Origin of the sequence: Bacillus sp. FJAT-29937, assembly GCF_001509555.1 — a bacterium.
Taxonomy (GTDB): Bacteria; Bacillota; Bacilli; order Bacillales; family Cytobacillaceae; genus Cytobacillus.
The window spans coordinates 401,683-414,887 of the sequence record NZ_LMAS01000006.1 but is presented as its reverse complement, the minus strand read 5'-3'; the positions used below and the strand labels follow the sequence as shown (position 1 = coordinate 414,887).

Genomic DNA, 13,205 nt, shown 5'->3' with positions numbered 1-13,205 from the left:
ATCAGCAGCTACTCAAAAGGTGATGTGGGGAAAAACTGAATTAAAGCAAGGACAAATTGGGAAAGTTACCATTCTAGGATCCATAGAATTAGTAAAAATAAATACAGATGGATCTTTATCTGTAATTCGTAATTTGAATAAAGGTGAAGAATACCGAGTGTATAGCTTTAAAAACGAACACGGGGGCTTATATGGAGTAGGTGGGGGTAGCTTTGTTCAAAAAAACCCATCAGAAGTAAAATATGAAACACCTTCTAAAAGTAAGCTAGCTGAATTAGAGAAAGAATCTGCAACATTCGATAAGGTTAAAGTTATAAATGCATTGGCATCTAATGGCTTTTATAAACACAATGAGCATTATGCAACTCTAAACCCATTCAGCCCTGGTGGTTCAGGATATACAAATGTATCGTTGGGGACGATTGATCCAAAGAACATGGTTCTTGAAATTCTTGCATGGGAAGATCCAGTAATTCCAGAGACAAAGATTATTCCTGGCAAGGTAAAGTTTGTTCTAGACCAAATGATTCCATCAGGTTCTTCGCAAATTTATGGCATCGTTAGCCAAACTGCGTTAACAGGATATCAAAAGGATTTAAATAAAACATTTACTTATAATGGACTAAAAACAAAAGTAACATTCGACGATGGAAATATAACAGGAAGACCAGCTCTTCGTGTTGTTTTCTCTAAATAATGAACAAGTATAAGGTCGATTCTCCAATTCGGAAGTCAGCTTTTTTGGACATGTCTATTATTTTAAGTAAAATGCTGAAAATCAACAATTTTTAAACCAAGGCTAAAACAAGCGATATAAACCTTTGTATTTTAATAGACATTGGGGGTTAAAAATAAAATGAAAAAATTATTAATTCCGGCCATAATGGTTGCTTCTTTGCTGTTATCAGCAGGATCAGCATCAGCAGCTTCTCAAAAGGTGATGTGGGGGAAAACTGAATTAAAGCAAGGACAAATTGGAAAAGTTACCATTCTAGGAACCATAGAATTAGTAAAAATAAATACAGATGGAACCTTATCTGTCATTCGTAATTTGAATAAAGGCGAAGAATACCGAGTATATAGCTATAAGAACGATCATGGAGGCTTATATGGCGTGGGTGGGGATAGCTTTGTTCAAAAAAACCCATTAGAAGTAAAATATGAAACACCTTCTAAAAGTAAGTTAGCTGAATTAGAGAAAGAATCTGCAACATTTAATAAGTCGAAGGTTATTAGCTCGTTGTCTTCCAACGGATTCTATAAACATAGTGAAACATTAGCAACATTAAATGTATTCAATCCTGGTGGATCTGGTTTCACAAGTGTAGCCCTTGACTTGACGATTGATTCGAATATGCTACTTGAAATTCTTGATTGGGAAGATCAAACCATTCCTGAAACAAATATCATTCCTAGTAAAGTCAAATTTGTCTTAGACCAAATGACTCCATCAGGTTCTTCGCAAATTTATGGCATCGTTAGCCAAACTGCGTTAACAGGATATCATAAGGATTTAAACAAGACCTTTACTTATAATGGACTAAAAACAAAAGTAACATTCGATGAAAAAATAACAGGAAGACCAGCTCTTCGTGTTGTTTTCTCTAAATAATGAACAAGTTTAAGGTCGATTCTCCAATTCGGAAGTCAGCTTTTTTGAACATGTCTATTGTTCTAAGTGAAACGCAGCAAATCGTAAATTTTTAAAATAGGCTAAAATCAACCGATATAAACTTATGTATTTTAATAGACATTGGGGGTTATAAATAAAATGAAAAAATTATTAATTCCGGCCATAATGGTTGCTTCTTTGCTGTTATCAGCAGGATCAGCTTTAGCAGCTCCTCAAAAGGTGATGTGGGGAAAAACTGAATTAAAGCAAGGACAAATTGGAAAAATTACTATTCTAGGAAACACTGATTTAGTAAAAATAAATACAGATGGAAACTTATCTGTCATTCGTAATTTGAATAAAGGCGAAGAATATCGAGTATATAGCTTTAAGAACGATCACGGAGGGTTATATGGAGTGGGTGGGGGTAGCTTTGTTCAAAAAAACCCATCAGAAGTAAAATATGAAACACCTTCTAAAAGTAAGCTAGCTGAATTAGAGAAAGAATCTATAACATTTAATAAGTCGAAGGTTATTAGCTCGTTATCATCTAACGGATTCTATAAACCCAGTGAAACATTAGCAACATTGAATGTATTCAATCCTGGTGGACCTGGTTATACGAAAGTTGCGGTTGATCTAACAGACGACTCTGACATGTATGTTGAAGTGCTTGCTTGGATAAATCCAGAAATTCCTGAAAACAGCATGATTCCTGGCAAGGTGAAGTTCGCACTTGACCAAATTATTCCATCTGGTTCAAACCATATTTACAACATCGTTAGCGAGACTGCAGTAAGTGGACATCATAGTGAACTAAATAAAGTATTCACTTACAACGGATTAAAAACAAAAGTAACCTTTAGAGATAGAGGAAAGACTGCTGTTAAGGTGATTTTTTCGCAATGAAAAAGTTAAAGAAGAATTTTTAAGGTCAATTCGGAAGTCCGCTTTTTTGTACAAGTCTATTGTTCTAAATAAAATGCAAATCAACAATTTTTATAGGATGGATATTAAATGGGAATTTGAAAAGATAGACTAGAAACCCTTGTCCAATAAGGGTTTCTAGCGAAAACAAGGATCAATTTACGTATGAATTACATTATAAATTTTAAGTTCCCAAAACTGGATCTACATCAAGAAATTGTTCTTTCGTAATCATCCTTTAAATACTATTTATCATATTAGCTTTTCTCAACTTCTCCTTAGCCCCCGTTCGCCAATTTTTCACTGCAGATAAAGACACATGTTCAATCGCAGCAATTTCTGAGACGGTCAACTCTTTCAAAAATGTATATAGAACCCATTTTGTCTGATTCTCTGTTAATTTTCCGTTCTGGCAATAAGAGAGAAGGATATCTTCGTCCATAGAGCAGTAGTTGGACTCATCTTCGATATAGTTCCAAAACTCCTCGTCAACAGGAGCCACTCTCTCGATATGTCGATTTCTTCTCGTCATTTCCGTCTGCATTCTCCCTCTAATATAAGGGTATGCAAAACTCGAGAAGAATCCTTTTTCCGGATCAAAACGTTCATATGCCTCCCATAATGCAATAAGGCCAACCTGAAAGAACTCATCCTTGTTCCTATAAATGCAAAGTCCATTTCCTCAATCTCTTCGAAATAGAGCTCCTGAAGTTTTTTATCAAGAATTCCATAGTAATAGGCAAGGGGCTTGATGACCTTGGCAGCTGTTTTCATTTTTCGAATGAGCTGTTTCATGGATTGAATGGCGATGGATAGCACTTTCTCCCTGTGGTTTACCCGGTTATGGCGATAAGCAGCAATGCTTGTCATTCTCCAGAATTCCTCAATGCTTTTGGCATCAGGAAAAAAGTACTTAACGACTTGAACAAAGTCATTAGGCACACGGTCACTTGTATAGGTGTGATCAAGACACGTATCGTCCACGTTACGTTTTTTATTGTTTTTAATAGTAGTTTTAGAAAGATTGCTAGTTTTAATAGGGGGATCCAATTTTTCCTTCTTAGGTGGTTCACTGTTGGGAAAACGATTAAACACATAAAGATTGCTGGACTGTGAACCGTTCTTTCTCTCCGTTTCATGGACGGTCATGATGCCAAGGTTTGCCGCTTTTGTAATCATCCTTTTGAAGGTCGAGCGGGAAATGCCGTTGCCGTTGAACTCCTCGTGGATCGCCTGAAGTATCGTCCCGATTTTCGCATTACACACACCCGGCACTTTCGCCGCAAAGCGAATAAGCCGCTTCAATCCGACCAGCTCCCCCTTCGAAAGCTTGTCCTTATGAACCGACATCCACATTTCAAAATGCGTATTAAATTCTTCTAGGTTGTTAAATTGTGAAAATGACTGGAACTGTTTGATATTGCCTGATTTCAAATTCATTAAAATGCACCACCCTTTACTTGTTACATATGGATTGGGGGTGGGAAAGGACAGGGTGGGGGAGGATTTTTTTAAAAAGTTTGCGAGACTGTTCGAAAAGTGTGATCCGGCGGAATTTGGCTGGTGTTTTCTTGATTCGGGTGCCGCTTTGAGGGAATTGGCTGACAAACCGGTCGAATTGGCTGACAACCAACTGGAATTGGCTGACAAACTAGTCGAATTGGCTGACAAACTACCAAATCTGGCTGATAAACTTCCGAACTGTGAATTTTCCCCCTCTCTATTGGGGCTTTTGAGGCTTAAATAAGGCCAAGTATAACTAAATTTGCAAAACAGCTAAATTGAAGCAGCTTTATTAGTGGATAAATGACCGTTTGCGGATAAAAGGACATATCAAATAGCACAGCTGTGAAGATTTAACATTAAGAGTAGAGCAATTAAGTGGAATTTGATGTAAAAAGGCCATCGGATTCCTCAAGCTGAGGAAATTTGCGGACTGTGGATCCGCTATTTCATAAAAAAGCCTTCATTTTAAGTCTTATCGGATTTAGGTTCCGCTGATAGGGTTCAAAAGGGCTAATTTTGTTGGATTTTCAGTGGTCAGCGGAACTGGTGTCCGTAAATATATGGAAGTAGGGGGATTTTAAGTGAATAGCGGAATGTGAGTCCGATAAAATCTTGAGCGGACTGTGGATCTTTTATTGGTCACTTATTTTTGGGGTAAATGACCATTTGGTGGGAAATATGAAACATATGTTTATAATTGGATAAATAATAGAGGGATTTTTAAAGTAAATAGAATGGGAACGAATGTTCATATTCGACTAGTTTATTTTGGTTGAAAATGATAACATGAAACTAGCAACTACATAAAGCGGAACGGCGGTTGGCACTCCCTCTAAGAAAGGGGGTGTTTAATATGGTGACATACGAAGCGATGAACATGCTAATGCAATTTGGCATTTTTCTAGCTACAGCTTTAACAGCTATCGTAGCAGTGTTTGCACTAGTCACCAATAGAAAAAAGAAGTAACCGTCTTTCCGCCCTGGTCTAGTGGATAAGATAGCTACTTCTTTTCAGGTAAACAAACATTCATAGGTCAGCCGCTCTTCATGCGGCATGTAGTTGCATTGATCGGGTGTTAGCAGCACTCGATCATTTTTATTATATAAATTATTATATGTTATTAAACCTGAAAATGCAAAAAGGTTATTACGTTCGGACAAGGAGACTGTGACGGCCATTAAACAAAGAAAAAAGTAACCGTCCAGCCCGACCAAGGTAATTGTGTAGTTACTTCTTCTCAAAGTATACTATCTAAGACTGTCCAACCGCTTTTTATGCGACGTGCAGTTGCTGCCTTGACTTAGCATTCGTAGCGCTCGGTCATTATTAATATTAACCATTTATAAGTGATTATACTTAAATTTGCAATTTCATAAGAAATGTTAAGTCGTAATTTTTACAATTTATTCCATATGGTGACATTGATGTTTTGCTTAGGTATAATGGTCTATTAAAGGGAGGTGAAGAAAATGGAACAGGAAACAGTCGTAAAGGAAATTCTTCAAGCTTTAAAGGTGCATTCTAATCAGATGGAGCAGAGGTTTAACAAAATTGATAAAAGATTTGAAAAGGTCGATCAAAGATTGGACTTGATTGATGAGCGACTTGATCGAATGGAGAAGAAGATGGACGGGTTTCGCGTTGAATTGACAGAGACTCAGGAAACTGTTGACTTCATTGCTAAGAAAACCTTGCAGCACGAAAAAAAACTCCGTGAATTTCATCATCAATAATTCATCTTAACACCCCTTCATTTGATAAACATAATCTTCCTATTGTGAAAAAAACCTATTCTAGTTTGGTTAATGCTTTCTCCTAGCTTAAAGTTAAGAGAGCCAAGACGACAAATATAAAAGTCCTGTGACCATTAATAGTCACAGGACTTTGCTATACTAGATTATCTTTATCACAAGAATTAGAACCATTCAATCAATCAGGGAATCCTTGCACCGCTATCTTTAGTCACATTTCCGGATTGATCGGTAATCCATGAATTTTTATCCGTTTCAACCACAATAGTTGCGCTTATAAATAAAGTTTGGTTTCGAGGTGTGAGAATTAGCTCATTTCCATTAACCCCGACTGAGTAACTACTCATACTTAAATGTGTTCCATCAACAATTAATTTTTTTAGGTTAATTTGTTGGTTAGTTGGAATCACGATATTTTCAGAGAATGTCAAAATCAAATTATTGTTGTTTACCGCGGCAGACTGCAAGAAAGGTAGAGTATTATCAACAATTGTAACAGTGCTTTGTTTAGGATTGATTTCATTATCGGATAAATCCTTTATTCCTCTCACTTCAATTGTATAAATATTAGTCGTTTGAATTTCCCCTTCAGGCAAAGTAATGGTTACTAGTTTTTGGTCATTGCTCACTTCAAAGGTTGTTCTTTCCGGTAACATCGATCCATTAATTAAATAGTTAGCAAGGTTTTTTGCCGTATCTTCTGTAACTGGCTCACTAAATACAGCTTTAAATTGCCCGTTATTTGCCCCTTGAACGATCGTCACTTCAGGTTTAACAATATCAGCCTTTTTCGTGACGGATACTCTGAATGGCAAACTGTCATTTTGGGCGGTTGAAGTATCCTTTACCGCCCCTGCATCTGCATTAATGACGTAATAGCCATCTCTTAAATTCTTCGCATCTATGATCATTTTATTTCCAACATTTTGTTTAACGACAGGCTTGAATGGAAGATTGTCTGGATCATACATAGTTATTTTGTTAATAAGTGGCGATCCGGTTTTTAATGTTTTGCTGAAAGTAACATGGATTTCATTTTTATCAACATCATAGTTTATACTCACAAATTGAGGCGGAGTCAGATCTCTAATCATAGTAACCGTCCGATCTGTCGTATTCCCCATATTATTGGCCGCATCCTTAAACGACTTTATTTGAATATTTAATAACGCTGACGCTTCATTGGCAGTGTAAATCGTTGCAGGAAGTTCGATTTCGTATTTAGTTTTAAGACCGCCGGAAACATCCTTGACAGATGTAGGTCTTATCGTTGTAGTCCCTTTCATAATGACAAGATTCGCAGCTGCTAGGTCTGTTAATGGTTCACTGAATTCAAGGGTAAAAGTTTTCTCATCCTTGGCTTGGATGCTTCGAACCTCTGGTGGCATGGTGTCCGCCATGGCATTATAGTAAAAGCGGCCGTTATAAGTATCCATTGTATTCGCATTCGGAGAAACGAGATCTCTAGCGCCAGTGAAAACGATGGAATAGAAATTTCCTTTCTGCAAACCGAGTCGCTTCATTTCGGAACCTGGCACGACGACAGTATCTGTGTCTTCATAAATAGAATAGGTAACCGTTTTTCCTTCAATTGAGATGGCGATAGGTGAACTTGCAGAGATTAATTCGGAAAATTTGATTTCAATGCCTCCATTTGGATCGGCCGTTACAAAATTGACAGTAGGTTTTCCGCTATCAAAAAAGACAATGGAAGTCACTGTATCCGCAGAACCGAGAGCGGTGTTATTTTCTGTTTGAATGTTCTTCTTGATCGTTACGGTATAGCTTGAATTCGTATTAAGGGGTTCATTCAATTCAATGATGGCCGTTTTCTTATCGTCAAATAGCTTAACTTGTTTAATTGTTTTGCCATTAACGGAGTAATTGGCTTTATTTTCGGCACTATTTGTACTATTTCCGGATAGCATTTTACTGTTAAATTCGACTTTGATTCGTTTCGGTTCGGAAGCTGTCACTTTAATGATCGTTGGGACTGTTGTTTGTGCAATCGAGTTGAAGCGATTGTTTAGTGTGTTTTTTATAGCTGAATTTTCCACATAGTTTAAGTATTTTCTAGCCTCATCTATATATCTTTCAGCCGCTCGGCTATCCTTTTCGCTCAATGCTTTCGAAGCTTTGTCGATCGCCATTTTTACGGTGACGGCGTACATGGCGTTATCGCGAATCTTCTCTGCGGAAAACTTATATTGCGAGCGAATTAAATCTCTCGTTGTCTGTCCGTACACTCGGTCCAAAAGCAGCGCCTGTTTGCGGATTTCTCTTGTCAGTTCGTGGTAGGCTTTTTCCGTGTCGTCATTGATTAAATTTCGATCTAATTGATTGGCTAGGGCTTGCTGCTTCTCCTTAATCTTTTCTCCAGCTGTAAGGGCGTCAATATACGACATAGTCCGGTTGATATGGACCTTTACGTTTTTTTCCAGATCAGCCATATATGTATTTTTTTGAGCGGTCGTCAGTGTTTTAATAGCATTTACTGCTATATCATAAGCTTCCTTAGTTGCATTGTAGGCTACCATGGGGCGCGTTTTTCCATCTGCACTTCCTTCAATCGAGATTGCCCATTTTAAAATCGTTCCTAACTCCTTGGCTTCTTTCACGAGCTTGTCCACATTGCTGGCTGCAGCTGCTTCGACAGGCGAAGAAGCGACAATTGCGGAGCCTGCGATCACTGAAGCGCTCATTATTTTAAGTGCTTTCTGTTTCCTCATTAGTATTCTCCTTAATTCAAGAGGTAGTGGTGATAATCTTATAGTACCATTTTATGAGATTTCAGATGGTAGATAAATAGAAATGGTCATGATTTTTGACGCAAAAGTGGGGATTGGCTGACAAACCAGTTGAATTGGCTGACAACCGCCTGAAATTGGCTGACAAACTATTCAATTTGGCTGACAAATGACCAAATCTGGCTGATAAACCTTCCAACCTCTTTGTAAAGTGTGACTTTAACTGTTTCATTCAACTAGATTTACCAAAATATATGAAAAAGTTGTGTAAAACCTTTAAAAGTCCGGATGAAAACTAAAATATACCCTATAGAATAGACACTTAAAAAAAGTGTTCTCTCAATAGGGTACTTTTTTGTATCATTTAGAAATCATAATAAAAGACTTACATGGGGACGGAGAATTATGAGTAAAAAACTATTTATAGAAAAAAGAAATCGCAATGCTATCTAAAAAACTATATGTTAATCAGTTAGTTCTAAAGGAATCACTTATTCTGATCTACAAGATTAAGAGTTCCTTCGTTGATGGATTGAAACTTTCACAGCCATCTTTAGTAACAAGAAGGACATCTTCTACCCTCGCGCCGCCTAGACCTTTTAAATAAATTCCAGGTTCGACTGTAATCACCATGTTTTCCTCTAGTACTTTGTCTTTTAAAACAGAGAAATAGGGATCTTCACCGATTTCAATACCAATACCATGTCCCGTGCCTGGTCCGGAATAATCGTTATAGCCATTCTTAATGATGTTTTCCCGCATTAATGCATCAACCTCTTGATCGGTTAAACCAGGTCTGATGCCGGCTACACAATTTCGGAATGAGGTAAGTACCACATCGTGAACTTTCCTTAATTCGGGTGCAGGCTCTCCAACCGCAATCGTCCTTGCAATATCTGACCAATACCCTTTATAATTCGCTCCAAAATCAATCGTAATCATGTCGCCTTTTTCAATTATTTTTTCACTTGCACGGCCATGAGGCAATGCACCGCGATAACCTGAAGCAACCGTTGGAGGAAAAGCTGTATTCGTACAGCCATGCTCCTTAATAACGGATGTAAGTGCATCTGAAATATCAAGCTCTCTTATTCCAGGCCGAGCAATTGTTAAAATATGTTCAAACGCTTTATCCGCTACTTCTGCTGCAAACTTTAGTTTTTCAATCTCATCCTTTGATTTAATCCTTCGAAGTTTTTCCACTACTCCGCTAGTCGGAACTAATTCAGCTGACAGGTTGTCTTTATTTTTACTAAATAAACCGTAAGTTAGATGATCCTGCTCAAAGCCAAGCTTGCTAATCTTCATTTCTTTCACTTGCACTGCCACTTCTTCATAAATTCTCCCTTTATGGCCTGTGTGACCGGCATGTAACACGATTTCATAATCCACAGCCTGTTCGTGAGCCTGATCAAAATAACGATAATCAGTAATGAGTTTGGCTTCCGTTTCAGAAATAAGGATCACACCGTTGCTTCCTGTAAAACCAGACATGTATATCATGTTCCATGGATTGATAATCATCATTCCATCTACGTCTAAATCATGAAATCTTTCTCTTAACCTCCGAATCCTCTCCATATGCAACCTCCTCTTTTTTTATCAATAAAGATCATTGCAAATTTTATGCCATTTTCTAACCCCTTATTAAACGGCTTTAACAAAATTATTCTGCAGTTTTAGTTTCAAAATAATTTTACATATTCAAAATATTTTGACGGATTTTTCTAAAAAAATTTTACATTTCTGAATTCCGTTAAGAAGTGTATAAGCCGAACAGCATTGGCAGCTTATTCAATTAATTGGCATACATCTTGCAAATGTTATTTTGATATTAAAATAGGGGGGATTTATTTGAAGAATAAGCGACTGGCTTTAAGAGCATTGTTTTCTATTTTAATCGTATTAGCTTTAACAGGGTGTTATGGAAAAGGGAGTGAAACTGAAACTGCCAAACCCACTGCATCATCTGTTGATAAAGAAGGAGAAAATCCTTCTACCAGTGCCGAATCCCAAGAGCTAAATCTATACGCACCGTATGAAATTGCTTCATTAAAAACAAATGGAGTCATTGACAGGCTTTCAGCTACGATCATGATGAATATTATGGAGGGACTTTACCGGCAAGATCAAAATCACAAGCTTACCCCTGGAATCGCAAAGGATCACGAAGTCAGTGAAGACAGGAAAACTTATACCTTCCATTTAAGAGAAGACGCAAAATGGAGCAGTGGATCACCCGTAACCGCCCATGATTTTGTATTCGCCTGGCAAAGATTACTTCACCCAGATACGCTCTCACCATACGCCTTTAGATTAGATCCTATTGTAAATGCAACAAAAATACAGGATAAAGACGATGAGCTCTACGGAAAGGTTGAGGAATTAGGTATTAAAGCCTTAGATGACTTTACATTAGAAGTAAAGCTTGAAAATGCCATCCCATATTTCATTGACACATTAACGAATGCCGTTTTCTATCCTCAGAATGAAGAATTCCTTAAATCCCAAGGGGAAAAATATGCTTTAGAGCCGGAAAACTTAATTTATAACGGTCCTTTTGTACTTGATTCATGGAAACACGAAGAAGGTTGGGTACTTAAAAAAAATCCAACCTATTGGGACGCTAATACTGTGAAGCTTGATAATATTAATTATAAAGTAGTAAAGGAAGTCTCTGCTGGTGTAAATCTCTATGATACAAATGCTGTAGATGTCACGAACCTGTCATCAGAATTTGTTGATTTATATCATGATCATCCAGATTTCCAAACAACTATGAAAATTGAGGTATATTTTATCCGCTTTAATTTAGAAAATGAGCACTTAAGTAATCCAAATATACGAAAAGCCATTGATATGGCTTGGAATAAAAAAGAGTCGGCTGAGCTGATTCTCAAAAACGGATCTCTTCCAGCTTACTTTTTAATCCCTGAAAACCTAGTATCAACTTCCAATGGAGAAGATTTCAGAAAGAAATATGGGGATTTAAACTCTGAGGGAGTTGAGAAAGCAAAGGAATATTGGCAAAAAGGTCTAGAGGAATTAGGTGCTGATTCTATTGAACTGGAATTCTTAAGCTATGATGACGGACAGCGAAAGTCCGTTGCAGAGTACATTAAGAACCAGCTTGAGAAGAATCTGCCAGGTCTTACGATTAAAATTAACCAGCAGCCAAATAAACAAAAACTCGATCTGGAAACAAAACAAAATTATGATATGACCCATTCCGGATGGGGCACTGATTATCCTGATCCAATTGAGCTAATGTCACTTCATCTTTCAGATGGTCCATTTAACTGGCAAAGCTATCAAAGTCCTGAATTTGACAAACTCGTTAAAAAAGCTCAAGTTGATTTTTCTAACCTTGATGGCCGCCTAGCTGATTTACAGGAAGCCGAACGGATTCTAATTGAACAGGACACAGTCATTTCACCGATGTATCAAGCAAGTGAGGCCTTCCTTGTAAAGCCATATGTAAAAAGTTTTGTTGCTCACCCGAATTCAACCTATAGTTATAAATGGACATATATTGAGGGGAAATAGGTAATACAACGCTTGGGCTGATAAAGTTCGCAAATTGGCTAACAACCGGCTAAATTTGGTTTCACTAAGTCGCATACAAAAAGAGACACACAAGAACTCAATTTTCCTGTGTGTCTCTTATTTGTTTATATAAGTACTATTTTTTACTTAATGGCTGCAGTTTTTATTTAACAGGCTGATGAACAACCACTTTTGAAGAGACAAGATTCACTGGATTGGCAATCGTGTCGCCGACAGGGCAATGATCTTCGACGAATGCTTTAAATGCTTCGATTTGATCCTCTGGCGCATCCGTTTCGATATGAAACGTATATCGTATGGATAAGAATCCTGGTCTTACATCTGATTTGTTAAGGAATCCGTCTATGTCAATATCTCCTTCTAATTCAACCCAAAACTTTTGTAGATCGATATTGAATTGCTTCGCATATGTTCTCGCTACGATTGACTGGCACGCACCTAAAGCGGAAAGAAGGAGTTCCACCGGATTCATTCCTTGATCCGTTCCTCCTAAGCTTGCTGGCTCATCCACAATGACCTTATGGCCTCTCGATTCTGTTTCCACTAATACATTTTCTTTTAAAATAGTTTTTGCTTTAAAGGTTGTAATCGCCATCTTTTTCTCTCCCTTTCTGTTTGGACATGACAAACATTTTGCCTTCTCATTTTGCTATTCTTCTAAATTTGGCACCAGGTTTCATCGGAAACTGAGTGATTTTAAAATGGCTCAGTCCACCATCTGCCTAGATAAGAAGAATTTAATTCATATTATTCCAATAGGAATTACTGTATTCATATTATCATAAAATTCGCCCAAGTCAAATTATATTTTCTGAAAATTATAGCTAATCCTGCAACATGTTAAATAACCTCTCTTTAGGTTGAAAAGAGGTTATTTTAATTCAAGCTGTATTTTCTGCTTAGCTTCTTTCTTAGGAATAGGGGACCGTAGGAAAAAACTAGTCAAAGACACCTCGTATCCCTTGTGTGGCAAGTGTTTGCACCTTTTAATCAAACGATCGTAATATAAGGTTAGCCAGATTTTTCTGGTTGACCTTTTTTTATATGGCCTTATGATGACGGTAGTCGGGGTAGAACGTCTCAAACGGTGGGAT

At 37.4% G+C, this 13,205-nt stretch carries 11 protein-coding genes and 1 pseudogene; 7 read left to right on the top strand and 5 right to left on the bottom strand.

The features are described 5' to 3' along the window. From AR328_RS15515 to AR328_RS15505, 3 genes and pseudogenes are all read left to right on the top strand, one after another. Positions 1 to 697 (top strand): annotated as a pseudogene (locus tag AR328_RS15515) (hypothetical protein); the annotation flags it as partial. 159 nt (positions 698 to 856) lie between these two features. Then, positions 857 to 1,612 carry a hypothetical protein gene (locus AR328_RS15510; RefSeq protein ID WP_066297246.1) on the top strand — a complete coding sequence of 252 codons (756 nt, stop codon included), beginning with the start codon at positions 857 to 859 and terminating at the stop codon, positions 1,610 to 1,612. 159 nt (positions 1,613 to 1,771) lie between these two features. Further along, positions 1,772 to 2,521: a hypothetical protein gene (locus tag AR328_RS15505; protein WP_066297239.1), complete on the top strand. Its 750-nt coding sequence runs from the start codon at positions 1,772 to 1,774 to the stop codon at positions 2,519 to 2,521. 256 nt (positions 2,522 to 2,777) lie between these two features. Here AR328_RS15505 and AR328_RS15500 read toward each other — a convergent pair whose 3' ends face one another. Beyond that, positions 2,778 to 3,167, bottom strand: a complete 390-nt coding sequence (locus AR328_RS15500; protein WP_225313485.1) for a sigma-70 family RNA polymerase sigma factor — start codon at positions 3,165 to 3,167, stop codon at positions 2,778 to 2,780. Next, positions 3,068 to 3,979 (bottom strand): hypothetical protein, encoded by a 912-nt coding sequence (locus AR328_RS15495; protein WP_231734884.1) that lies wholly within the window; start codon positions 3,977 to 3,979, stop codon positions 3,068 to 3,070. Before AR328_RS15495 ends, AR328_RS15500 begins: the two co-directional genes overlap by 100 nt. A 55-nt stretch (positions 3,980 to 4,034) precedes the next feature. Here AR328_RS15495 and AR328_RS15490 point away from each other — a divergent pair, with 55 nt between their 5' ends. From AR328_RS15490 to AR328_RS15485, 3 genes are all read left to right on the top strand, one after another. Further along, positions 4,035 to 4,286 carry a hypothetical protein gene (locus tag AR328_RS15490; RefSeq protein WP_156422702.1) on the top strand — a complete coding sequence of 84 codons (252 nt, stop codon included), beginning with the start codon at positions 4,035 to 4,037 and terminating at the stop codon, positions 4,284 to 4,286. A gap of 612 nt (positions 4,287 to 4,898) precedes the next feature. Continuing rightward, on the top strand, positions 4,899 to 5,012 hold the full coding sequence (locus AR328_RS23115; protein ID WP_225313483.1) for a putative holin-like toxin: 114 nt from the start codon (positions 4,899 to 4,901) through the stop codon (positions 5,010 to 5,012). 503 nt (positions 5,013 to 5,515) lie between these two features. Further along, positions 5,516 to 5,779, top strand: coding sequence for a hypothetical protein (locus tag AR328_RS15485; RefSeq protein ID WP_066297234.1), 264 nt, complete (start codon positions 5,516 to 5,518; stop codon positions 5,777 to 5,779). Between the two features lie 200 nt (positions 5,780 to 5,979). Here the strand turns inward: AR328_RS15485 and AR328_RS15480 are convergent, their stop codons facing one another. Further along, positions 5,980 to 8,526, bottom strand: coding sequence for an Ig-like domain-containing protein (locus tag AR328_RS15480; protein WP_066297231.1), 2,547 nt, complete (start codon positions 8,524 to 8,526; stop codon positions 5,980 to 5,982). 519 nt (positions 8,527 to 9,045) lie between these two features. Then, complete coding sequence (locus tag AR328_RS15475; protein WP_066297229.1) at positions 9,046 to 10,125, bottom strand: M24 family metallopeptidase; 1,080 nt, start codon at positions 10,123 to 10,125, stop codon at positions 9,046 to 9,048. 273 nt (positions 10,126 to 10,398) lie between these two features. On the opposite strand from AR328_RS15475, the gene AR328_RS15470 reads away from it, so the two are divergent. Then, a complete protein-coding gene (locus AR328_RS15470) occupies positions 10,399 to 12,090 on the top strand; it encodes a peptide ABC transporter substrate-binding protein (protein WP_066297226.1) in 1,692 nt (563 codons plus the stop codon). A 163-nt stretch (positions 12,091 to 12,253) separates the two neighbouring features. Here AR328_RS15470 and AR328_RS15465 read toward each other — a convergent pair whose 3' ends face one another. Beyond that, positions 12,254 to 12,706, bottom strand: a complete 453-nt coding sequence (locus AR328_RS15465) for an OsmC family protein (RefSeq protein WP_066297220.1) — start codon at positions 12,704 to 12,706, stop codon at positions 12,254 to 12,256. Positions 12,707 to 13,205: the final 499 nt, after the last annotated feature.

Coding starts and splice junctions, on each gene's coding strand:
- AR328_RS15485 (WP_066297234.1), top strand. CDS start 5,516: ATGGAACAGGAAACAGTCGTAAAGGAAATTCTTCAAGCTTTAAAGGTG.
- AR328_RS15495 (WP_231734884.1), bottom strand. CDS start 3,979: ATGAATTTGAAATCAGGCAATATCAAACAGTTCCAGTCATTTTCACAA.
- AR328_RS15465 (WP_066297220.1), bottom strand. CDS start 12,706: ATGGCGATTACAACCTTTAAAGCAAAAACTATTTTAAAAGAAAATGTA.
- AR328_RS23115 (WP_225313483.1), top strand. CDS start 4,899: ATGGTGACATACGAAGCGATGAACATGCTAATGCAATTTGGCATTTTT.
- AR328_RS15480 (WP_066297231.1), bottom strand. CDS start 8,526: ATGAGGAAACAGAAAGCACTTAAAATAATGAGCGCTTCAGTGATCGCA.
- AR328_RS15510 (WP_066297246.1), top strand. CDS start 857: ATGAAAAAATTATTAATTCCGGCCATAATGGTTGCTTCTTTGCTGTTA.
- AR328_RS15505 (WP_066297239.1), top strand. CDS start 1,772: ATGAAAAAATTATTAATTCCGGCCATAATGGTTGCTTCTTTGCTGTTA.
- AR328_RS15475 (WP_066297229.1), bottom strand. CDS start 10,125: ATGGAGAGGATTCGGAGGTTAAGAGAAAGATTTCATGATTTAGACGTA.